This window comes from Rhodovibrio salinarum DSM 9154 (genome assembly GCF_000515255.1).
Taxonomy (GTDB): domain Bacteria; phylum Pseudomonadota; class Alphaproteobacteria; order Kiloniellales; family Rhodovibrionaceae; genus Rhodovibrio; species Rhodovibrio salinarum.
In genome coordinates this window covers 3,456,693-3,478,764 of record NZ_KI911559.1, presented here as the reverse complement: position 1 = coordinate 3,478,764, position 22,072 = coordinate 3,456,693, and the positions used below count along the sequence as shown (strand labels likewise).

Here is a 22,072-nt window from a genome sequence, read left to right as displayed (position 1 = left end):
AGATGCGCAGCTTTCAACGATTCTACACCGACGCCGCGGCGGCTCCGTATGACGACGGCTATGCCGTCACCCTGGATGCGCGACCGGTCAAGACGCCTGGGGCCCGGGTTGATCTGACCGTGCCGACCCGGCCGCTCGCCGACGCGATCGCCCAGGAATGGGCCGACCAGGGCGAGCAGGTCGATCCGCCCAGCATGCCGCTCACAGCCCTGGCCTGTACCGCCCATGACGTGGCCGGGCCCCGGCGACAAGACCTGATCACCGCGATCACCCGCTACGCCGAGACCGATCTGGTTTGCTACCGTGCGCCCAAGCCGCCGGTGTTGGCGGACCGGGAGCAGGAGGTCTGGCAGCCGTTGTTGGACTGGCTGGCGCTTACCTTCGATGCCCGGCTCGACACCACTACCGGCATTCTGCCGATCGAACAGCCGGCAGCGGCGAAACAGGCGCTGACCGCTGCGGTGGCGCGGTATGACGCGATGCATCTGGCCGCGCTGTCCTCGAGCGTGCACGCGGCTGGATCGATCGTCGTTGGCCTGGCCCTGATCGAGGGACGTTTGAGTGCCGAGCAGGCGTTTCATGCCGCGGAGGTCGAGCGGACCTACCAGATCGAGCAGTGGGGCGAGGATCTGGAGGCGTCGCAGGAGCGGGAGACGCTGATGCGGGATCTCGATGCGGCGGAACGGTTCGTGGCGCATCTCGGGGGCGTTTGCTGAGGGCATCCCCGCCTGCCGCGTGGCCCCTTCCCGATCCCGTTAACGTCAGCACGCTCATCACGGGCAAGATGGGTCGATCTTGCCCGACCGTGCATTTGCGATGCGATGGCCACTGCCGAGTAGGGTAGGTTTAGGCGCATTTTTCCAAGTGTGTGTTCGCTGCGGCCATTCCATTGGGCGCATAGCCACAAATGCATCTTAGGTTTTCGTTCCGAAATTCTGGATCTTAGGTGTGGAATTTAATCATTCTAATTAATACCCAAAAGCGTAGAACTCGAAACATCTACAGGTATTCATCGGAAACCAAAGAGCAAAAATTCCGTAACTTGGATATTTACACGTTTTTAACGTAACGCGCGATATGACCTTTCTGGTTCGCGCTTCAGGTGTCGCGCTCGCGGCGCCGGCGTTCATTTGGAAAGACGAGGGCACACATGCCTTGGCCGACACTCTCGTTGCGCGTGAAGTCGATACTCGTTGTCGCGCTCCTTTTGACGGTGGCCTCCGTCGTATTGGGTGCGATCGACGTTACGGAAACGCGGTCTACGCTTTCCGATCGGCTCACGGCTTCTTTGGACAAGCTGGTTCGCCAGCAGAGCCAAGCGCTCAGCGGTCCGTTGTGGAACATGAACTACGAGGCCGCCGCCGATAATCTCGAGACGCTGAAGACGGAACCGGCTTTTCAGCATGCGGTTGTGGTCAGCGATGGCGAAAAAATCGCCGAAGCGGGTACGGCGAGCCAGAACGTCCTGACCCGGACGGCGACGATTGCTCACGGGGACACCACTCTCGGTCAACTGCGCCTGAGCCTGTCCACCCAGCCGATCGATGCGGCCGTCGCAGCCGCGGTCCGCAGGACGGTGATCGAGACGGCCGTCATCCTGCTGATCGCCGTCGGGGTGAACCTCTTGGCCCTGAACAGCGTGTTGCGGCCGGTCAACGCCATCGGGCGTGTAATGCGTCAGGTGGCCGAGGGGCAGGATGCCGCGATCCCGTTCCAGGAGCGGCGCGATGAGATCGGCGGTATGGCGCAGGCCGCCCAAGTCTTCAAAGACAATCAGGCCGAAATGGCGCGCCTGGAAAGCGAGAAGCAGGAGACCGAGCGCAAAGCCTCGGAAGAACGCTTGAAGCAGCGCCAGGCGGTGGCAAACGACTTCGAACAAACGGTCAAAAGTACCGTGACCGAGATGGGCAAGTCGTTCGACCTCGTTCACCGCGAAGTCGGGGAGCTTACGGCGACCGCGCACCGCAACCGGCAGAGCACCCAGGAAGCCAGCGAGGCCAGCAGTCGCGCCCATCAAGCGGTCCAGTCCGTGGCGTCGGCAACCGAGGAGCTCAACGGGTCCGTCCGGGAGATTGCGAGCAACGCCAATCAGTCGACCGAAGTGTCTCAACGCGCCGCCGATCGCGCCAAGACGACACATGAAACGGTGGGCGCGCTCGATAGCGCCGCCGGCAAGATCGGCGAGGTGCTCGACCTGATCCGCGACATCGCGGAACAGACCAACCTGCTGGCGCTGAACGCGACGATCGAGGCGGCCCGCGCTGGTGATGCCGGCAAGGGCTTCGCCGTCGTGGCCGGCGAGGTCAAGCAGCTTGCGACCCAGACCCAGAAGGCGACGGACGAGATCGCCTCGCACGTTGATGGGGTGCAAGGCGCCACGCGGCGCGCGGTGGAGGAGATTAGCGGCATCGCGACGACCATCCAGCAGGTCGACGAATACGTCCAAAGCATCGCGTCCGCGACACAGCAGCAGGACGCGGCGACCCAGGAAATCGCCGAGTCGGCGCAGCAAGCAGCCGCGGCCGCCCAGGAGGCTCAAGCACACCTGGGCGAAATGACCGACGCGGTTGCCGCTGCCGCCGAGAGTTCAGGCAAGGTCAGTTCCGCCGTCGACGGGCTGCACGGCGACCTGACGGATCTCGACCACAAGACCGACGCCTTTCTCACAGACATCCGTTCCGCCTGATCGGTGAGCGCGATCCACCGTATCCATCCACTGCATTGGAGAGCTAGGCATGAAGCGCCCTCTTATCCGTATGTCGATCGCCGTTGCGGCTCTGGTCGGGTCGATTGCCACGGCGATGGGACCCGCTTTCGCGGCCTCGCCGGTCGACAAATTGAGTTTCTACAGCGAGCAGTACCCACCCTTTAACTACCAGGAAGACGGGGAGCCGAAGGGCATCTCGATCGACCTGCTCGAGGCGATCCTCAAGGAAGCCGGGGCCGAGACCACGGTCGGGGACGTTCAGTTCGCCCCTTGGGCCCGCGGCTACGATCTGGCCCTCAATCGCCCCGGTACCGTTCTGTTCGCCACGACCCGCACGGCAAAGCGTGAGGATAAATTCCTATGGGTCGGTCCGATCACCGCGACCCGTATCGGAGTTCTTGGCGCGCAGGGGACGGCGGACGTGTCCAAGCCCACGGACCTGAACGGCGCGCGGACGGCGACTATCCGGGACGATGTTGCCGAGCAACTCTTGACGGAAGCTGGCGTGTCGGAATCGGCCCTGATGCCGCAGGGCAAGGCCAAGCCGATCGTGCGGCTCCTGGAAGCCGGACGGGCGGATTATTGGGCCTACGAGACGAATGTCGCCCAATATCTGCTGGATGCGCATGGCGCCGAGAAGCCGTACGAGGTCAAATACGTCCTGAGCGAGAGCGAGCTATACTTCGCGCTGAACAAGGAGACGCCGCAGGCTCAGGTGACCGCCTTCAGAGAAGCCTACCAGGCCGTTGTCGACAGCGGCCGTCGCGACGAGATCGTTGCCGGGCACTAGGCTTATCCCTGCGTTCTCGTCGTTTGATCGTATGGATTGCAGAAGGGGGCGGATTCAGTGAGTCCGCCCCCTACCTTTTCATGATGTTCGGTTGTCGGGCCTTTTGGCAGACCTGAGATAAAACCGCCCAGGATACCCGATACAGGCAAATACCCGATGTACCCTGCAACGGATCGGATGCTGACCCCTGGCGCGTTCGACCGGGCGGTGCGGGGCGTCGTGCATCTAGCAATGCCGCGCGACGCGGATTGAGCAAACGATAGCGTGCGGGGTGGGTTGGCTTTGGATGCCTATTTTTGGCGATCAGATCGTGCGGAGCCTACCTAAGTTCTGCTTAACGGCTCTGAATCTAGGTTTTTTGGGGCATCCAGAGCTGGATTTCAGATCCACTTAAAGGCGGGTTCTAGAGGTGGTCTACATGGTCGGCCAGGGCGCACCTTTAAGGGATATTAATGTTTCTTGTCTGAACTACAAGCTGGGCGCGGTGAATGCCATGTTATGCTTGGAGATGGGCAATGGAACGCTTCTTGGGACGGTTCTCCGTTTCCGCAAAAATCCTGCTTGTGGTCGGCTGTTTGGGTCTGGTGGCCGTTCTTGTGGCAGGTGTCGGGACCTATGCCCTGGATCGTGTGACTGCGGCGGCGATCGCGATCGAGGAAACCGGGGATGAGGTCAAACTGGGCGGGCGTATCTCCCAGGATGTCGTCGAGTTGAGTCGTGCCGAGTACGTTGTGGCGGCGGATCCGACCTTGGTTGAGGAAGCGAGAGAGAGCGTGCGGGAAATCCGTTCGACCTTTCGCGACAAGATTGAGGCCGCCCAGGCGTTGGCGGATGGAAACGACCAGCAGATGCTGGATGCGATCGAGGCCAGTTACCAAGCCTACCTGAATGATATCGAAGCGACCTTTGCGGCGGCAGAACGCGTGTCGAACGTGAATCTGTCGGAGGCGCACCAGGCGGTCGCCGCATCGGTACGGGAGAGCCGGGAACAGGCAAGCGAGCTGCGTGCAACGGCAAGCGATTATGTGGCTTCGGTCGAGGCCAAAGCAGACCAGACGACCGAAGAGGCTCACAATATTGAGGCGCTGGCCATGACGGTGATGTTGGTCGTTGCCGGTGCTGGCATTGCCGTCGGTTTGAGCGTCGGATGGCTGGTATCGCGCAAGGGGGTGGTGCAGCCACTTGCGCGTGCGGTTACGAGCATGAACAGCTTGGCCAAGGGGCAGTTGGACGTCGAGATCGCCGGGGACGACCGCCAGGACGAGGTCGGTGATATGGCCCGCGCGTTGGTGGTGTTTAAGGACGGTGCCCTTCAGAACCGCCGTATGGTGGAGGAGCAGGCTGCCGAGGCACAGCGGAAAGAGGAACGGGCCCGCCAGGTGCAAGAACTCACGGACGTCTTCGAGCGGGAAGTGGAGGAGGCCATGGAGACCCTCGCCTCGGCCGCCCAGGAGCTTGAGAGCACATCCCAGTTGATGGCGTCCACCGCGGAGGAAGCCAACACCCAGACGGAGTCGGTCGCCAGCGCGTCCACCGAAGCGTCGAGCAACGTGCAGACGGTCGCCTCGGCCGCCGATGAGCTGACCACGTCGATCGAAGAGATCGGTCAGCAGGTCAACAGGACATCCGCCATCGCCGAACGGGCGGACGAGCAGGCGCAGGCGGCAACCCAGCGGATCGAGCAGTTGAAAGGGGCGGCTGACAAGATCGGTGAGATCGTCACGCTGATTTCGGATATCGCCGAGCAGACCAACCTGCTCGCCCTCAACGCGACGATCGAAGCAGCCCGGGCCGGCGACGCGGGCAAGGGCTTTGCGGTTGTGGCCAACGAGGTGAAGTCACTGGCCTCGGAAACCGCCAAGGCAACCGAGCAAATCTCGGGGAAGATCACCGAGATGCAGCAGGGCGTGGAGAGTACCGTCCCCGCGATGCAGACGATCTCCCAGACGATCCAGGAACTGAACGAAATCGCCGCGTCCGTCGCCTCCGCAAGCGCGGAACAGTCGGCGGCGACGGCCGAAATCTCCCGGAACGTCCAGGAAGCCGCGCAGGGTGTTCAGCAGGTCTCCGAGAACATCGACGGCCTGACGGAGGCGTCGCAAGGCACGGCGTCCGCGGCGGAGCAGGTGGCGACCTCCTCGAACCAGGTTGCCGAACGTGGCGAAACCCTAAAGCAGCAGATCACGACCTACGTGAGGGAAATGCAGGCAGCCTAGCGTCTGCTCGGCCTCTGCCCTGCTTTGGTAGCGAACCAGGGCAGAGAGCCGCTGTGATGACGCAAAAGCCGTTGGTCAGCGTTGTCTACGCCTTGGCGAGGGCGCTGACTGACGCGTTTGGCCGATAGAGTCCACAGGCGGGAGGGCGCCGCTTCACAGGCTCTCTAGCTTCGCCGTTTTGATCTTTTGGGCATGTGCCCGGATGTCGAGCTGCTCAAGACGGCTGATTGCTTGGTGAAGATTGTCGGTCGCCGTGCGAGAGCTTGCAGCAAGCCGACGCAGTTCGGCCACTTTGGCGCGCAACGTCTGAGGATTGGAAACCCCGCCGACTGGATTGTGTGCGTCGACTGGATTGTGACGACGCGGAAAGGTGATGACGGTCGACATGCTGTTCTCCTTGTTGGCTGTACGTAACTTGCCGTGGGAGCTGCGTTCTGTCCCGGGTACGGACGGTTAAGCGTGCGGAGAACTCGGATAGCTCCCCATCCGTAAGGTTAGTGCCGGAAATCGTGGGCATAGGTGTGGGCCACCGCTGCTTGTTCAAGGAGCGCCGGCGATCATGGACGGAGCCAAGGCGCCGATCTTTGCCAAAGCGCGCCGCTGATAAAGGGGAGTTCGTTAGGTGAAGGCCTGGGAGGACTGCATGCAATCGAAGCGCGTGTTCTTAAGGGGTAGAACAGTTGCGCGCTGTTGTTGATGCCGTTCTTTAGGTTCGTCCCGAGTCCTTCTCGGAGGGCATGTTTTGGTGGATTCACAACAAAAGGGGGTTCAACGGAAAAAAGCTTACCTCTGGCAACCAGGCATTAATGTTCTGCCGGTAGCATTGTGAGATTGCTCGCGAACGTTTTGCAGGCGCCTGCTCGTCACAGTCGTTCCCCGGTTTTGACCGGGGCTCTGTTGGCAAGGGCGTTTGCGAGGCGAACAACCCAGGTTGGGCAGGCAATGCCGCTCTGGCGCCGTGTGAACCAGGCAGGTTCGGTGGTTCGACCGGAGGGGAATGAGAGATTCGAGAGGGTTGCATGGCAGGCGATTCCGGTGTGCGGGGGCTGTTCTCGCGTTTGACGATCAAGGGTAAGATCCTTGCAGCCATGGTCGGGCTGGTCGTGGTGGCGCTCGCCGCCGTGATCGTCCCAATGATCCAGATGGCAACCAGCGAGACGGGCCAGACAGCTCGGCAGCTGACGGCGGAGATCTCGCAAAAGCATGACAATGCTGTTGAGCAAAAGCTCAACAAAGGCATGGTGGTCGCCCGGATGGTCCGAAATGTCCTTTTGGAACTCCAGGACCAGGACATGGCCGACCGCGACCTTGCCAACGGTGTGTTGCAGGATTTTCTGGAGCGGAACCCGGACATGCTCGCCGTCTGGGTGGCGTTCGAACCGAACGCGTTCGATGGCAAGGACACCTTCTACGCTGGCATTGGAAACCACGACGAGACGGGCCGGCTCGTTCCCTATTGGTATCGCGGTGCCGATGGCGAGGTAAGTGTTGAGCCCCTGGTCGACTACGACAAGAGCGGGGCGGGAGATTATTACCAACTCCCGAAAAAGAGTGGGCAGGAAGTCGTTCTGGAGCCCTATATCTACACAGTCGGCGGCGAGGATATGCTGATTACCTCCCTGGCCACCCCGATCATTGAGCAGGGCAAGGTGATCGGCGTGGCCGGCGTTGACATGGGTCTGGATGATCTCCAGGCGCAGCTATCCGACATTCAGCCGTATGGGACGGGGTTCGGGTCGCTGGTCAGCAATGGCGGCACGATCATCACCCACCCGGACCTGGGTAAGATCAATCAGACGCTGGCCGATCTCGGCCTGTCCAAGGAGATGGCGGAAGCGGTTCAGCAAGGCCGTACGTACGAAGTCGAGGATCACGAGGCTTACGACGGTAGCGGCGCGATCCGCTTGGCCAGCCCGATCGATATCGGTGAGAGCAAGACCCCCTGGTCGTTCGTCGTCACGGTCCCGAAGGAGAAGGTCTTTGCCTCCGTCGCCAAGCTACAAAATAACGGCCTTCTGATCGGCGGCGTGGCGGTTCTGGGCGCGGTCGTCGTGGCGTGGCTGCTCGGCCGTGCGATCAGCAAGCCGATTCTCCGGATCACGGATACCATGAAGCACCTGGCCGAAGGGGATCATAGCGTCGAGGTGCCGGGTCTTGGCCGGCGGGATGAAACCGGTCAAATGGCCGACGCCGTCGAGGTGTTCAAACAGAACGCGATCCAGGCCGAAGAACTGAAACGTCAGCAGGAAGAGGCCGAGCGCAAGGCGGCTGAAGAGCAGCGTCGGGCGCGGCACGAGATGGCCGATATGTTCGAGAACTCGGTCAAGGAGGTCCTGGGAACTCTCAACGCAGCGGCAGGCGAACTGGATACGACCGCGCAGCAGATGTCGTCGACTGCGGAGGAGACGAGCAGCCAGGCCACCTCGGTTTCGAGCGCGGCCGGGCAGGCGGCCAATTCGGTGCAGACGGTGGCGTCGTCCGCCGACGAGCTGTCCGCGTCGATCAAGGAGGTGAGTTCGCAGGTCTCCCGGACCTCCGGCATGGCCAGCAAGGCCGAGAAGGAAAGCACATCTGCGATCGGCTCGGTCGAAGAGCTGCGCTCGGGGGCGGAGAAGATCGGCGAGGTCACGGCCCTGATCGAGGAGATCGCCGAACAGACCAACCTGCTGGCGCTGAACGCGACGATCGAGGCTGCCCGTGCGGGCGATGCCGGGAAGGGCTTTGCGGTGGTCGCTCAGGAGGTCAAGCAACTGGCGCAGCAGACCGCCAAGGCGACGGAGCAGATCTCCGAGCAGATCAAGAGCATGCAAGGTTCCGTCGAGACCGCCGTTCCGATCATCCAGGGCGTTGCCGACGTCATTCGGGAGTTGAGCGAAGCCTCGGCGAGCGTGGCCTCGACGGCCGAACAGCAGACCGCCGCGACCGACGAGATCGCCCGGAGCGTCAGCGAGGTTGCCAAGGGAACCGAAGAGGTCTCGCAGAATGTCGACGGTCTGCAGCAGGCCTCGGAGCAGACCAGTACTGGTGCCAGCCAGGTTTTGTCGGCCGCGCAGTCCGTCACCGCCACGACCGGGACCTTGCAGCAGAAAGTGGATGAATTCCTGCAGGAGGTCCGAAGCGCCTAGCCAGACGTAATCGGCAGGGGGCGCGAGGGCGCGGAGGCCGGGGGCGGCTTCCGCGCCTTTTCTTTATGTCGGTCTCGCCACAGCTCGATCGGATTCCCCGCACGGTTGTTACGCCACGATGAAAGCGTCCGCTTGGTTTCCGTCGACACGGCGTGCTATGGCGTTATACCGCACAGCAAAAAAGACCATCGCGGTCCAGGTGGTGTATCGCTGGGCAGCCACGGTTCGGGGGAGGCTATGCAGGAGATCATCCGTCAGCTCGACGAGAAGCGCGCCCGTGCCCGTGAGGGCGGTGGCCAGAAGCGGACCGAACGTCAGCATGCCAAGGGCAAGCTGACCGCGCGTGAGCGCATCCAGTTGCTGGTCGACGAGGACTCCTTCGAGGAGTGGGACATGTTCGTCGAGCACCGCTGCCACGATTTCGGCATGGACCAGCAGCGGATTCCGGGCGATGGCGTGGTGACCGGCCACGGCACGATCAACGGCCGTCTGGTGTTTGTGTTCAGCCAGGACTTCACGGTGTTCGGCGGCGCTCTCTCCGAGGCCCATGCCGACAAGATCGTCAAGGTCATGGACAAGGCGATGGAGGTCGGCGCGCCGGTGATCGGCCTGAACGACAGCGGCGGCGCGCGCATCCAGGAGGGCGTGGAGTCCCTGGCCGGCTACGCCAAGGTGTTCGAACGCAACGTCGACGCCTCCGGCGTGGTCCCGCAGCTGTCCCTGATCATGGGGCCGTGCGCCGGCGGGGCGGTCTATTCGCCGGCGATGACCGACTTCATCTTCATGGTGAAGGACAGCTCCTACATGTTCGTCACCGGGCCCGAGGTGGTGAAGACGGTGACGCACGAAGAGGTGACGGCCGAGGAACTCGGTGGCGCGATCTCCCACACCAGCCGTTCGGGCGTTGCCGATCTGGCGTTCGACAACGACGTCGAGGCGCTGCAACTGACCCGCCGCTTCTTCGACTTCCTGCCCGAATCGAACCTGCAGGACCCGCCGGTCCGGCCCACGCCCGACGATCCGAACCGGGAGGAGCCGTCGCTCGACACGCTGGTTCCGGCCTCGCCCAACAAGCCCTACGACATGAAGGAGCTGATCGAGAAGGTCGTCGACGAAAAGGACTTTTTCGAGATCCAGCCCGACTTCGCCAAGAACATCATCGTCGGCCTGGCCCGGATGGAGGGGCGCACGGTCGGCATCGTCGCCAACCAGCCGATGGTGCTGGCCGGCTGCCTGGACATCGATAGCTCGCGCAAGGCCGCGCGCTTCGTGCGCTTCTGTGACTGCTTCAATATCCCGCTCGTGACCTTTGTCGACGTGCCCGGCTTTCTGCCCGGCACGACCCAGGAATACGGCGGCATCATCAAGCACGGCGCGAAGCTGCTCTACGCCTTTACCGAGGCGACCGTGCCCAAGGTTACGGTGATCACCCGCAAGGCCTACGGCGGCGCCTACGACGTGATGTCCTCCAAGCACCTGCGCGGCGACGTCAACTACGCCTGGCCCAGCGCCGAGATCGCGGTGATGGGCCCGAAGGGCGCGGCGGAGATCATCTTCCGCGAGGATGCCAAGGACCCGGACAAGCTTGAACAGCGCGCGGAGGAGTACCGGACCAAGTTCGCCAACCCCTTCGTCGCTGCCTCCCGCGGCTTCCTGGATGACGTCATCATGCCCCACGGCACCCGCCGGCGGCTATGCAAGTCGCTCGCGATGCTGCGCAACAAGCAGCAGCAGACCCCCTGGAAGAAGCACAGCAATATTCCGCTGTAGCACGCGGCGCCAAGGCAAGAAGTGCAACCGACAGACGACGGACGGTACCCTGTGTTCGATAAGATCCTGATCGCCAACCGTGGCGAGATTGCCTGCCGTGTCATCCGCACCTGCCGGCGCCTCGGCATTGCGACGGTGGCGGTCTACTCCGACGCTGACACGGCCGCCTTGCACGTCGAGATGGCGGACGAAGCCGTGCATGTCGGTCCGCCGCAGTCGGCCGAGAGTTATCTGCGGATCGAACGCATCGTGCAGGCCTGCAAGGATACGGGCGCGCAGGCCGTGCACCCGGGCTACGGCTTCCTGTCGGAGAACACCGACTTCGCCCAGGCGCTGGCGGACGCCGGGATCGCCTTCATCGGCCCGCCGGCCGGGGCGATCGCCAAGATGGGCGACAAGATCACCTCCAAGGGTCTGGCGAACGAGGCCGGGGTCAGCACCGTACCCGGCCACATGGGCCTGATCGAGGACCCGGAGGAGGCGGTGCGAATCGCCGAGGAGATCGGCTATCCGGTGATGATCAAGGCCACCGCCGGCGGCGGCGGTAAGGGCATGCGGATCGCCCGCGACGCGCAGCAGATGCGCGACGGCTTCCGCGCCGCCCGCTCGGAGGCCAAGGGCAGCTTCGGCGACGACCGCGTGTTCATCGAGAAGTTCATCGACGAGCCGCGCCACATCGAGATCCAGGTGCTGGCCGACAGCCACGGCAACGTCATCCACCTGGGCGAGCGCGAATGTTCGATCCAGCGCCGCCATCAGAAGGTGATCGAGGAGGCGCCGTCGCCGTTCATGGACCCGGAAACCCGGGAGAAGATGGGCGAACAGGCCAAGGCGCTGGCGCGCGCGGTCGGCTACGTCACCGCGGGCACGGTCGAGTTCATCATGGACCGGGACAAGTCCTTCTACTTCCTGGAGATGAACACCCGCCTGCAGGTCGAGCACCCGGTGACCGAACTGGTCACCGGCCTGGATCTGGTCGAGCAGATGATCCGGGTCACCGCCGGGGAGAAGCTGCCGATCACCCAGGAGGAGTTGCGCCTCGACGGCTGGGCGATCGAAACCCGCGTCTACGCCGAAGACCCGCTCAGAGGCTTCCTGCCGTCAATCGGGCGGCTGCAGTACTACGACGAGCCCGCCGAGGCCGAGGGCGTGCGCATCGACACGGGCGTGGTCGAGGGGTCCGAGATCTCGATGTACTACGACCCGATGATCGCCAAGCTGTGCACCTATGGCAGTACGCGCGACCAGGCGATCGAGCGGATGCAGCACGCGCTCGACGCCTATTACATCCGCGGTATCAACCACAACATGGCCTTCCTGGCCGACGTCATGGCCAAGGCGCGCTTCCAGTCGGGCGAGCTGTCGACGAACTTCATCGACGAGGAATACCCCGACGGTTTCCACGGCACCCAGCCGACCGACACGGTCAAGCAGCGCGTGGTGATCGTCGCCGCGATCCTGCAGCGCGCCGCCGCCGGCCGGGAGGCCCAGATCGGCGGCCAGATCAGCGGCCACGGCGCCCACGTCGGCGACGACTGGGAGGTTTTTCTGGAGGACCACCGTGTGCCGGTCACCGTCAGCCACGGCGGCGACGGCCGCTGGCGCGTGGTTACGCCGGAAGGCGAGGTCGAGGTGCACACCGAGTGGACCCATGGCGCGCCGCTGTTCCATGCCAGCATCTCCGGTCGGCCGGTCACCGTGCAGGTCGACCGGGTCGGCGCGCGCTGGCGCCTGACCCACGGCGGGGCCAGCATGGAAGCCCGCGTGCTGCGCCCGCACGCAGCCAAGCTCGCCGCGCTGATGCCGAAGAAGGAGCCACCGGACTATTCCAAGTTCCTGCTCTCCCCGATGCCGGGCCTGCTGGTCAAGCTGCTGGTCGAGGAGGGCACCCCGGTGAAGGCGGGCGAGGAACTCGCCGTCGTCGAGGCGATGAAGATGGAAAACGTCCTGCGCGCCGAACGCGACGGCACCGTCTCCAAGGTGCACGCCCAGACCGGCGCCAACTTGGCGGTCGACCAGGCGATCCTGGAGTTCGACTAGGTCTGTTTTCTCCTTAACCAGGCACCGGGTCGCTGAGGACGGGATTTGGCCGCTCCGATCATTGGAGCTTCGGCAGGCGGCTGGATGCCTTCGCGGCTTTTCGGTGATCTGGGTCTGGGGACGAAACCGTATGGATATGCGGTAGTTGCCGCGTGTTGATCCGCGCAGGTGTCCGGTCCCGGCCGCGCCCTGGCGGGTGGCAGTCGCCCGTGATGGCTGACAGCCTGGGCTTAACGGCGTAACACTGACCGTCGGTGCGCTCGGCGATCAAAAAGACAACACGCCGGCGCCAGAACGCGATCCGTACGGGGAGGAGCCGCCATGCCCGCCAACCAGGGCCCGAACCTCGACTTCCAGCTTGGCGACACCGCCGACATGCTGCGCGACACGGTGGCTTCCTTCGCCGCCGATCGGATTGCGCCGCTCGCCGATAAAATCGACCGGGAGGACTGGTTCCCGCGCGAGCTGTGGCCGCAACTGGGCGAACTCGGCCTGCACGGCATTACGGTCGAGGAAGACTGGGGCGGCGCCGGCATGGGCTACCTGGAGCATGTGATCGCGGTGGAGGAAATTTCCCGTGCCTCCGCCTCCGTCGGGCTCAGCTACGGCGCGCACTCCAACCTCTGCATCAACCAGATCCGCCGCTGCGGCACCGATGCGCAGAAACAGCGCTACCTGCCCAAGCTGATCTCGGGCGAGCACGTCGGGTCGCTGGCGATGAGTGAACCGGGGGCTGGCTCCGACGTCGTGTCGATGCGGCTCAAGGCGGAGAAGCGGGGCGACCGCTACGTCCTGAACGGCACCAAGATGTGGATCACCAACGCCTCCGAGGCGGAGACGCTGGTGGTCTACGCCAAGACCGATCCCGATGCCGGCGCCAAGGGCATCACCGCCTTCATCGTTGAACACGACATGCCCGGATTCCGCATCGCGCAGAAGCTGGACAAGCTCGGCATGCGCGGCTCGCCCACCTGCGAACTGGTGTTCGAGGACGTCGAAGTGCCGGCGGAGAACGTCCTGGGCGAGCTCAACAAGGGCGTGCGCGTCTTGATGAGCGGCCTGGATTACGAGCGCGCGGTGCTCGCCGCCGGGCCGCTCGGGATCATGCAGGCGGCGATGGACACGGTGATCCCCTACGTCCACGAGCGTAAGCAGTTCGGCCAGGCGATCGGCGAGTTCCAGTTGATGCAGGGCAAACTCGCCGACCTGTACACCCGGATGAACGCCGCGCGCGCCTACGTCTACGCCGTCGCGCGCGCCTGCGACGCCGGCAAGCCGGTGCGCAAGGACGCCGCCGGCGCCATTCTGCTGGCCGCCGAGACCGCCACCTGGATGGCCGATCAGGCGATCCAGACCCTGGGCGGCATGGGCTACATCAACGAAACCCCCACCGGGCGGCTGCTGCGCGACGCCAAGCTCTACGAGATCGGCGCGGGCACCAGTGAGATCCGCCGCTGGCTGATCGGCCGCGAGTTGTTCGAGGAAACGGGGTGAAAAAAGCGTCCGCGCCTCACCTAATTCGTCCCCTAGCCGTACCCGGGACGCATCGCTAGTGTCGCAGCGCACAATTCACCGTTCCAGAAGGGCGCGACATTGCCGACGGCGCTGATCACGGGCTGCAACAGAGGGCTGGGGTACGAGTTCGCGCGCCAGCTGACCGGGCAAGGCTGGCGGGTGCATGCCTGCTGCCGGCAGCCGGAGAAGGCGCGCAAGTTGAAGAGCCTCGATCCCGGTGACGGCGAGCTCGTCCGCCACCGTCTGGACGTTACCGACGGGCTGCAGCTGGCCGGGCTGGGGCGCGAACTGGCGGACGAGCCGCTCGACCTGCTGATCAATAACGCCGGGATCTTCGGGCCGCGCGGCGGCTTCGGCAAGATCGCCTACGAGGACTGGCTGCAGGTGTTCAACGTCAACACGCTGGCGCCGATGCGCGTGGCGGAGACGTTCGCCCGCCACCTGGAGCGCGCGGAACGGGCGCGCCTGCTCAACGTCTCCTCCAAGCTTGGCTCGATCGCGGCGAACGAGACCTCGGGCGCGCACCTCTACCGCTCGTCCAAGGCGGCGCTCAACATGGTGACCAAGTGCCTCTCGATCGACCTGCAGGAACGCGGTGTGATCGTCGCCGCCGTCCATCCGGGCCACGTCGCGACCGACATGGGCGGGCGCGATGCCGTGATCGCGCCGGAAGACAGCGTGGCCGGTCTGCTCGCTTTGGCCGGCCGGCTGGGCCCGGACGACAACGGCGGCTTCTTCGCTCACGACGGGACGCCGCTGCCCTGGTGAGAGGCGTGCGCCTCTGATGAGACTCTGGAGCCCGCTTCGGGCCTGACGTGCCGCCTCTTCCCCCATCTCCGCCCGCGTGCCAGCATTCCGTCAGCTACAAGATGGGGAGAACGTGCATGCCGGCGCCGATCGAGTTCTATTTCGACTTCTCCAGCCCCTACGGCTACCTCGCCGCGCAGGAGGTCGAGGGCGTTGGCCGGCGGCAGGGGCGGGAGGTCGTCTGGAAGCCGTTCCTGTTGGGGGCGGTGTTCAAGACCACCGGCTCGGCGCCGCTGCTCGACATCCCGATGAAGGGCGACTACGCCAAGCGCGACATGGACCGTTCGGCCCGGCGGATCGGCGTTCCCTTCCAGTTGCCCACGCCGTTTCCTTTTTCCGCCGTCGCTCCGGCGCGCGCTTTCTATTGGCTGGCGGATCAGAACACGATGGCGGCCAAGGATCTGGCGATGGCGCTGTTCCACGCCGCCTTCGGCCAGGGCCACGATATCTCCGCTCCTGACGCGGTCGCCAAGACGGCCGCGATGCACGGCCACGATCCCGCTGCGGTGCGCGCGGCGCACGACGATCCGGCGGTGAAGCAACGCCTGAAGGACGAGGTGCAGGCGGCGCAGGACAAGGGCGTGTTCGGCTCTCCCTTCCTGCTCGTCGATGGCGAGCCCTTCTGGGGCCACGACCGCCTGGGCGACGCGGAGGCCTGGGCGAAGACCGGCGGCTGGTAGCCGCAGGGGCTTTTCGCCTTGCCCATCCTGGGATCGCCCGCGCATCCTCGCAGGCAATGACGAAACCGGCGCTTGGGTCCGGCCGGCAAAAGCATGAAGGGGAGGCGATGAGCGTGCTGAAGAGCGCGGTCGATCCGCGCGCGCAGGCGTTCAAGGACAACGCCGAGGCGATGCGTGCCCTGGTACGCGACCTGAACGACAAGGTCGCGACGGTGAAGGCGGGCGGCGGTGAGCGCGCCCGGCAGCGCCACCTGGACCGGGGCAAGATGCTGCCGCGTGAGCGGGTGCGCGGTCTGCTCGACGAGGGCGCGCCGTTCCTGGAGGTCTCCCAACTCGCGGCCTACGGCTTGTACGACGATGCGGTGCCCTCGGCCGGCGTGATCGCCGGGATCGGCCGGGTGATGGGCCGCGAGGTGATGATCGTCGCCAACGACGCGACGGTGAAGGGCGGCACCTATTATCCCGTAACGGTGAAGAAGCACCTGCGCGCCCAGGAGATCGCCGAGGCGAACCACCTGCCGTGCATCTACCTGGTGGATTCCGGCGGGGCGAACCTGCCCAACCAGGACGAGGTGTTTCCCGACCGCGACCACTTCGGCCGGATCTTCTACAATCAGGCCAACATGTCGGCGAAGGGCATCCCGCAGCTGGCCGCGGTGATGGGCAGCTGCACCGCCGGCGGTGCCTACGTCCCCGCGATGTCCGACGAAGCCGTGATCGTGAAGAACCAGGGCACGATTTTCTTGGGGGGGCCGCCGCTGGTGAAGGCGGCGACTGGCGAGGAGGTGAGCGCCGAGGAGCTCGGCGGCGCGGAGGTGCACACCCGTACGTCCGGCGTTGCCGACCACCTGGCCCAGAGCGATGCCCACGCGCTCGCGATCCTGCGCCGGTTGGTCGGCAACCTGAACCGGCCCAAGCACCACGGCCTGGAGGTCAGGGAACCGCGCGCGCCGGCCTACGACCCGGAAGAGCTCTACGGCATCGTGCCGCCGGACCTGAAGACGCCGTTCGACGTCAAGGAAGTGATCGCCCGGCTGGTCGACGCCAGCGAGTTCGACGAGTTCAAGGCGAACTACGGCACCACGCTGGTCTGCGGCTTCGCCCACCTGCACGGCTATCCGGTCGCCATCCTGGCCAACAACGGCATCCTGTTCTCCGAATCGGCGCTCAAGGGCGCCCATTTCATCGAGCTCGCCAACCAGCGCGGCATCCCGCTCGTGTTCCTGCAGAACATCTCCGGCTTCATGGTCGGCAAGAAGTACGAGACCGGCGGCATCGCCCGCGACGGCGCCAAGCTGGTGACCGCCGTGGCGACCGCCCGGGTGCCCAAGTTCACGGTCGTGATCGGCGGCTCGTTCGGGGCTGGCAACTACGCCATGTGCGGGCGGGCCTACGCGCCGCGCTTCCTGTGGATGTGGCCGAACGCGCGGATCTCCGTGATGGGCGGGGAGCAGGCCGCGACCGTGCTCGCGACCCTGCGGCGCGACGCCAAGGAAGCCCGCGGCGAGGATTGGCCGGCGGACGAGGAAGCGGCGTTCAAGGATCCGATCCGCGCGCAGTACGAGCAGCAGGGCCACCCGACCTACGCGACCGCCCGGCTGTGGGACGACGGCGTGATCGACCCCGCTGACACCCGCCGCGCGCTCGCGCTCGGCCTCTCGGCCGCGCTCAACGCGCCGGAGGACCCGCCCGCGACGCCGACCTTCCGGATGTGAGGCGCCGGATCTGGGGCTGGGGCTGCTCCGGCGCGCCGTCGTCACGGCCGCAGCGGTGGCTTGCCTCTCCTCCAGGTTAGCGGAGAACGTTAGGGTGCAGAGGAAGCGCCCGGCATGTTCCGACTCTGGGCCCCGCGTCTACGTTTGCCGCCCGATCAAAAGACAGAACGACGAAAGGACCGCCGCATGGAACGCCCCTTCTTCCTCGAGGAGATCGACCAGCGTGGCGTCGTCCACATCGCCCTCACGCGCCCGGACAAGCACAACGCCTTCAACGCCGAACTGATCAGTGAGCTGACCAGCAGCCTGCGGGGCTACGACGACGACGATCGGGTGCGCCTGCTGCTGCTGACCGCTCAGGGCAAGTCCTTCTCCGCCGGCGGCGACCTCAATTGGATGCAGGCGATGGCGGCCAAGAGCGAGGACGAGAATCTGGAGGATGCCCGCGCGCTCGCCGGCCTGATGGAGGCGTTGGACAGCTTCTCCAAGCCGACCATGGCGCTGGTGCAGGGGCCGGCGATCGGCGGCGGGCTCGGCCTGGTCGCCTGCTGCGACATCGTGGTGGCGAGTGAGTCAGCCGTGTTCGCGCTGTCGGAGGTACGCCTCGGCCTGATCCCGGCGGTGATCCAGCCCTACGTCCTGCAGGCGCTCGGCGAGCGGGCGGTGCGCCGCTACACCTTCACCGCTGAGCGGTTTTCGGCGCAGGAGGCGCATCGCCTGGGCCTGGTGCACGAGCTGACCGCCTGGCACGACCTGCGCACCCGCGGCGAGGAACTGATCGAGGAAGTGCTGAAGGGCGGCCCCACGGCGCAGGTTGAGGCGAAGGCGCACCTGCGCGCCCTGCGTGCGACCGCCCCCGGCGGGGCCGTGAACGAGGACGCTGCCCAGCGCATCGCCCGCCTGCGCGCCAGCCCGGAAGGGCAGGAGGGCATCGCCGCCTTCCTGGACAAGCGCAAGGCCGGCTGGCGGCAGGACGATTAGCGGCCATGCTCGCTTCCGTCCTGATCGCCAACCGCGGCGAGATCGCCTGCCGGATCATCCGCACCGCGCGGACGATGGGGCTGCGCACGGTCGCGGTCTATTCCGACGCCGACCGCCACGCGCTGCACGTCGCGCTGGCCGATGACGCGGTGCGCTTGGGACCCGCTTCGGCGGCGGAGAGCTACCTGAACGTCGATGCACTCACCCACGCGATCCGCGTTTCCGGGGCCGAGAGCGTGCATCCGGGCTACGGCTTCCTGGCGGAAAACGCGGACTTTGCCGAAGCGGTTCAATCCGCCGGGGCGACCTGGATTGGCCCGCCGCCGGCCGCGATCCGGGCGATGGGCTCCAAGGCCGCGGCCAAGGCGCGCATGGCCGAGGCCGGCGTGCCGCTGGTGCCGGGCTACCACGGCGACGACCAGGACCCGGAGACCCTGGCGCGCGAGGCGGAGCAGGTTGGCTATCCGCTGCTGATCAAGGCCTCGGCCGGGGGCGGCGGCAAGGGCATGCGCGTGGTCGAGCGGGCCGAGCAGTTCGCCGACCAGCTCGACGCGGCCAAGCGCGAGTCCAAGGCCAGTTTCGGCGACGACCGCGTGCTGCTGGAGCGCTACCTGCAGAAGCCCCGGCACATCGAGGTGCAGGTGTTCGCCGACAGCCATGGGAACGCCGTGCATCTGTTCGAGCGCGACTGCTCGCCGCAGCGCCGCCACCAGAAGGTTCTGGAAGAGGCGCCGGCTCCGGGCATGACGGCGGAAAAGCGCGCCGAAATGGGCGCGGCCGCCGTCGCCGCCGCGCAGGCGATTGGTTACGTCGGCGCCGGTACGGTGGAGTTCATCGCCGAAGGCGCGCCCGGCGCCGAGTCCTTCTACTTCATGGAGATGAACACCCGTCTGCAGGTCGAGCACCCGGTGACCGAGGCGATCACGGGGCAGGATCTGGTCGCCTGGCAACTACGCGTGGCCTCGGGCGAACCGCTGCCGCTAGCCCAGGGCGAGATCCCGCTCAACGGCCACGCGGTCGAGGTCCGCCTCTACGCCGAGGACCCGGCGCGCGACTTCCTGCCGGCAACCGGGCCGCTCACCCGCCTGCAGCTGCCGGACGGGCTGCCCGGCGTGCGCGTCGACACCGGGGTGCGCGAGGGCGATACGGTCACCCCCCACTACGACCCGATGCTGGCCAAGCTGATCGCCCATGGCCCGGACCGGGCCACCGCGCTGCGCCGACTGGGGCGCGGGCTGGAGGCGACCCAGGTCGGCGGCTGCGTATCCAACCTCGGCTTTCTGTGCCGGCTGGTCGACCATCCGGAGATGCGCGCGGGCCCGGTCGACACCGGCTTCATCGCGCGCGAATCGGGGAAGCTGCAGACCCGCCCGCCGTTGCCCGACGACGCGCTGGCCCTGGCGGCACTGGCCGAATCCGAAACCCGTGCCCGGGCGGTTCGGCACGAGGCCGCGGCTTCGCCCGACCCGCATTCCCCCTGGCACGCCGCCGACGGCTGGCGCCTGAACGATGACCGCCATCTCGACCTGAGCTTCCTGGATGGGGAGGCGGAGCAGGCCGTACGCCTGACCTTCGCGCGCGAGGCATGCCGCCTGGCCCTGCCGTCGGGCACGGTCGAGGCGCGCGTGCTGTCGTCGCAGGCATGCGGCGAGTCGGCGCTTGATCTGACGGCGGAGATCGGGGGCCGCAAGGTCGCGGGCTGCGTTCTACGCGAGGGCGAGTCGCGCACCGTGTTGCTCGGCCCGCAGGCCTGGAAACTGACCCGCCGGGGCCGGCTCGCCGGGGCGGCCGAGGCCGAGGCCCCGACCGGCAGCCTGACCGCGCCGATGCCGGGCAAGATCAGCCAGGTCGCGGTCGAGGCGGGGCAGGCGGTGGCGCGCGGCCAGACCCTGATGGTGCTGGAGGCGATGAAGATGGAGCACGCGATTCGCGCGCCGGCGGCGGGTCAGGTCACGCAGGTGCATTTCGCCGCCGGCGACCAGGTGTCCGAAGGGGTCGAGCTGCTGCTGTTCGAGCCGGCCGCCGAGACGGAGAAGGAGGAAGCATGAGCCGCCGCCCGTCCAGGGTCACGGTCGTCGAGGTCGGCCCGCGCGACGGTCTGCAGAACGAATCGGATGAGATCCCGGTCGCCTCCAAGGTGCGGCTGATTACCGCGCTCGCCGACGCCGGCCTGCCGGTGGTCGAGGCCGGCGCGTTCGTCTCGCCCAAATGGGTGCCGCAGATGGCGGGCAGCGCGGATGTGCTGGCGCAATTGCCCCTGGATGGTCCGACGCGCTTCCCCGTGTTGGTGCCGAACGACAAAGGCTACGACCGGGCCAAGGCGGCGGGCGCGCGCGAGATCGCGGTGTTCGGCGCGGCCTCGGAGACCTTCAGCCAGCGCAACATCAACTGCTCGATTCAGGAGAGCCTGGGACGGTTCGCGCCGGTGATCGCGCAGGCGAAGCGCGACGGCCTGCGGGTGCGCGGTTACGTCTCCTGCGTGCTCGGCTGTCCGTACGAGGGGGCGGTGTCGCCGCATCGAGTCGCCGAGATCGCCAAGGATCTGGTCGCGCTCGGCTGCGACGAAATCTCGCTGGGCGATACCATCGGTGTCGGCACGCCGGATGCGGCGGTGCGGATGCTGGACACGGTCGCCGCCCGCGTGCCGCTGGAGCGGTTGGCGGTGCATTTCCACGACACCTATGGTCAGGCGCTCGCCAACGTCCTTGCCTGTCTGGAGCGCGGGGTCGGCATCGTCGATTCGGCCGTTGCCGGCCTGGGCGGCTGCCCCTACGCGCAGGGGGCAAGCGGCAACCTGGCGACCGAGGATCTGCTGTACCTGCTGCACGGCCTGGGCATCGAAACCGGTGTGGACCTGGCGGCTGTGGCCGCCGCCGGGCGCGTCATCTCGGATGAACTGGGGCGACCGCCGGCCTCCAAGGTCGCCCGCGCGTTGGCCGCTGGCAGCCGGGCAGGGGGCGAGTCGTGACGTTGCACCTGAAGAAGCTCTGCGTCGGTGTGGAAACGCCCGAGCAGCTGGAAGCCTGGATGCCGCAGCGACTCGACCGGGCGGAGCGGGAGTTGGGGCGTCGCGTGCTCTGGCACGTCACCCGCCAGGTGCCCAAGCGCGCCCCGGAAATTCTGGAAGGTGGCTCGCTCTACTGGGTCATGAATGGGCGCATGCGCGCCCGGCAGCCGATTCACGATCTGCGCGAAATCCGCGACTCGGAGGGGCGCCGGGCCTGTGTGATCGAACTCGCCCCGGAACTGATCCGCGTCAGCGCGACGCCGCACCGCCCGTTTCAGGGCTGGCGCTACCTACAGCCGGAGGAGGCGCCCGCAGATGTCGGCCGCGCCGACTCGGATCCGGCCGCCGAGATGCCCGATTGGATGGTCCGCGAACTGCAGGATCTGGGGGTGCTGTAGGCCCCCCCCCCGGATTCGTTATCGATTCGAGGTGTGGTTTTAGGCTGGCCGATGGGCCTGAGCGGTGCGGGAGACTGGGATTTTTGGTGTTTTGTCATGGGGGTGTAAGGGGGCGGTAAAGGAGCTTTCAAAATCGGGTCTTGTCATGAGGGTATGGGGAGGTCTATACACCGCGCTCACCGGCGACGCGGTGCTCCCGAGGGGGTCACGGCGGCGTTCGGGGGTGACGGCGGCGACATGGGCCGCGCTGACGACAAGCGATCGATCGAGCGAGATCGGGGGTTGTCAGGGCGGATCGGCGTCGTTAGATTGCTTGTCCCG

General features: G+C 66.0%; 16 protein-coding genes. 15 read left to right on the top strand and 1 reads right to left on the bottom strand.

What is annotated here, in order from left to right; genetic code table 11:
* The first annotated feature begins 2 nt into the window (after positions 1 to 2).
* The 4 genes from RHOSA_RS0116115 (at position 3) to RHOSA_RS23000 (ending at position 5,713) form a co-directional block, all read left to right on the top strand.
* Positions 3 to 716, top strand: a complete 714-nt coding sequence (locus RHOSA_RS0116115; protein ID WP_037256498.1) for an ATP12 family chaperone protein — start codon at positions 3 to 5, stop codon at positions 714 to 716.
* A 434-nt stretch (positions 717 to 1,150) separates the two neighbouring features.
* A complete protein-coding gene (locus tag RHOSA_RS23005) occupies positions 1,151 to 2,686 on the top strand; it encodes a methyl-accepting chemotaxis protein (RefSeq protein ID WP_051432221.1) in 1,536 nt (511 codons plus the stop codon).
* A 49-nt stretch (positions 2,687 to 2,735) separates the two neighbouring features.
* Entirely contained in the window at positions 2,736 to 3,497 is a 762-nt protein-coding gene (locus RHOSA_RS0116105; protein WP_081728774.1) for a substrate-binding periplasmic protein, read from the top strand.
* 515 nt (positions 3,498 to 4,012) lie between these two features.
* A complete protein-coding gene (locus tag RHOSA_RS23000; RefSeq protein ID WP_051432220.1) occupies positions 4,013 to 5,713 on the top strand; it encodes a methyl-accepting chemotaxis protein in 1,701 nt (566 codons plus the stop codon).
* Between the two features lie 153 nt (positions 5,714 to 5,866).
* Here the strand turns inward: RHOSA_RS23000 and RHOSA_RS0116095 are convergent, their stop codons facing one another.
* Positions 5,867 to 6,100, bottom strand: a complete 234-nt coding sequence (locus tag RHOSA_RS0116095) for a hypothetical protein (protein WP_027289489.1) — start codon at positions 6,098 to 6,100, stop codon at positions 5,867 to 5,869.
* A gap of 632 nt (positions 6,101 to 6,732) precedes the next feature.
* On the opposite strand from RHOSA_RS0116095, the gene RHOSA_RS0116090 reads away from it, so the two are divergent.
* The 11 genes from RHOSA_RS0116090 to RHOSA_RS0116040 all read left to right on the top strand — a co-directional run bounded on the left by RHOSA_RS0116090 (position 6,733) and on the right by RHOSA_RS0116040 (position 21,751).
* A complete protein-coding gene (locus RHOSA_RS0116090) occupies positions 6,733 to 8,838 on the top strand; it encodes a methyl-accepting chemotaxis protein (protein WP_051432219.1) in 2,106 nt (701 codons plus the stop codon).
* A 237-nt stretch (positions 8,839 to 9,075) separates the two neighbouring features.
* On the top strand, positions 9,076 to 10,608 hold the full coding sequence (locus RHOSA_RS0116085) for an acyl-CoA carboxylase subunit beta (protein ID WP_027289487.1): 1,533 nt from the start codon (positions 9,076 to 9,078) through the stop codon (positions 10,606 to 10,608).
* 51 nt (positions 10,609 to 10,659) lie between these two features.
* Complete coding sequence (gene accC / locus RHOSA_RS0116080; RefSeq protein WP_027289486.1) at positions 10,660 to 12,648, top strand: acetyl-CoA carboxylase biotin carboxylase subunit; 1,989 nt, start codon at positions 10,660 to 10,662, stop codon at positions 12,646 to 12,648.
* A gap of 321 nt (positions 12,649 to 12,969) precedes the next feature.
* The gene (locus RHOSA_RS0116075; RefSeq protein WP_027289485.1) at positions 12,970 to 14,142 is read left to right on the top strand and encodes an isovaleryl-CoA dehydrogenase; all 1,173 of its coding nucleotides are present in this window, start codon (positions 12,970 to 12,972) and stop codon (positions 14,140 to 14,142) included.
* Positions 14,143 to 14,241: 99 nt separating this feature from the next.
* Positions 14,242 to 14,931 carry an SDR family oxidoreductase gene (locus tag RHOSA_RS0116070; protein WP_027289484.1) on the top strand — a complete coding sequence of 230 codons (690 nt, stop codon included), beginning with the start codon at positions 14,242 to 14,244 and terminating at the stop codon, positions 14,929 to 14,931.
* Positions 14,932 to 15,047: 116 nt separating this feature from the next.
* The gene (locus RHOSA_RS0116065) at positions 15,048 to 15,650 is read left to right on the top strand and encodes a 2-hydroxychromene-2-carboxylate isomerase (protein ID WP_027289483.1); all 603 of its coding nucleotides are present in this window, start codon (positions 15,048 to 15,050) and stop codon (positions 15,648 to 15,650) included.
* 107 nt (positions 15,651 to 15,757) lie between these two features.
* Positions 15,758 to 17,365 carry a carboxyl transferase domain-containing protein gene (locus RHOSA_RS0116060; RefSeq protein WP_027289482.1) on the top strand — a complete coding sequence of 536 codons (1,608 nt, stop codon included), beginning with the start codon at positions 15,758 to 15,760 and terminating at the stop codon, positions 17,363 to 17,365.
* A gap of 186 nt (positions 17,366 to 17,551) precedes the next feature.
* Positions 17,552 to 18,346, top strand: a complete 795-nt coding sequence (locus RHOSA_RS0116055) for an enoyl-CoA hydratase-related protein (RefSeq protein WP_027289481.1) — start codon at positions 17,552 to 17,554, stop codon at positions 18,344 to 18,346.
* A 5-nt stretch (positions 18,347 to 18,351) separates the two neighbouring features.
* On the top strand, positions 18,352 to 20,394 hold the full coding sequence (locus RHOSA_RS0116050) for an acetyl/propionyl/methylcrotonyl-CoA carboxylase subunit alpha (protein ID WP_027289480.1): 2,043 nt from the start codon (positions 18,352 to 18,354) through the stop codon (positions 20,392 to 20,394).
* Positions 20,391 to 21,314, top strand: coding sequence for a hydroxymethylglutaryl-CoA lyase (locus RHOSA_RS0116045; RefSeq protein ID WP_027289479.1), 924 nt, complete (start codon positions 20,391 to 20,393; stop codon positions 21,312 to 21,314). The genes RHOSA_RS0116050 and RHOSA_RS0116045 overlap by 4 nt, the downstream gene beginning before the upstream one ends.
* The gene (locus RHOSA_RS0116040) at positions 21,311 to 21,751 is read left to right on the top strand and encodes a DUF1489 family protein (protein ID WP_027289478.1); all 441 of its coding nucleotides are present in this window, start codon (positions 21,311 to 21,313) and stop codon (positions 21,749 to 21,751) included. Before RHOSA_RS0116045 ends, RHOSA_RS0116040 begins: the two co-directional genes overlap by 4 nt.
* The last annotated feature ends 321 nt before the right edge of the window (positions 21,752 to 22,072 follow it).

Excerpts from the sequence above, each read along its gene's own strand:
- RHOSA_RS0116115 (WP_037256498.1), top strand. The coding sequence starts at position 3 with ATGCGCAGCTTTCAACGATTCTACACCGACGCCGCGGCGGCTCCGTAT.
- RHOSA_RS23005 (WP_051432221.1), top strand. The coding sequence starts at position 1,151 with ATGCCTTGGCCGACACTCTCGTTGCGCGTGAAGTCGATACTCGTTGTC.
- RHOSA_RS0116105 (WP_081728774.1), top strand. The coding sequence starts at position 2,736 with ATGAAGCGCCCTCTTATCCGTATGTCGATCGCCGTTGCGGCTCTGGTC.
- RHOSA_RS23000 (WP_051432220.1), top strand. The coding sequence starts at position 4,013 with ATGGAACGCTTCTTGGGACGGTTCTCCGTTTCCGCAAAAATCCTGCTT.
- RHOSA_RS0116095 (WP_027289489.1), bottom strand. The coding sequence starts at position 6,100 with ATGTCGACCGTCATCACCTTTCCGCGTCGTCACAATCCAGTCGACGCA.
- RHOSA_RS0116090 (WP_051432219.1), top strand. The coding sequence starts at position 6,733 with ATGGCAGGCGATTCCGGTGTGCGGGGGCTGTTCTCGCGTTTGACGATC.
- RHOSA_RS0116085 (WP_027289487.1), top strand. The coding sequence starts at position 9,076 with ATGCAGGAGATCATCCGTCAGCTCGACGAGAAGCGCGCCCGTGCCCGT.
- RHOSA_RS0116075 (WP_027289485.1), top strand. The coding sequence starts at position 12,970 with ATGCCCGCCAACCAGGGCCCGAACCTCGACTTCCAGCTTGGCGACACC.
- RHOSA_RS0116065 (WP_027289483.1), top strand. The coding sequence starts at position 15,048 with ATGCCGGCGCCGATCGAGTTCTATTTCGACTTCTCCAGCCCCTACGGC.
- RHOSA_RS0116060 (WP_027289482.1), top strand. The coding sequence starts at position 15,758 with ATGAGCGTGCTGAAGAGCGCGGTCGATCCGCGCGCGCAGGCGTTCAAG.
- RHOSA_RS0116055 (WP_027289481.1), top strand. The coding sequence starts at position 17,552 with ATGGAACGCCCCTTCTTCCTCGAGGAGATCGACCAGCGTGGCGTCGTC.
- RHOSA_RS0116050 (WP_027289480.1), top strand. The coding sequence starts at position 18,352 with ATGCTCGCTTCCGTCCTGATCGCCAACCGCGGCGAGATCGCCTGCCGG.
- RHOSA_RS0116045 (WP_027289479.1), top strand. The coding sequence starts at position 20,391 with ATGAGCCGCCGCCCGTCCAGGGTCACGGTCGTCGAGGTCGGCCCGCGC.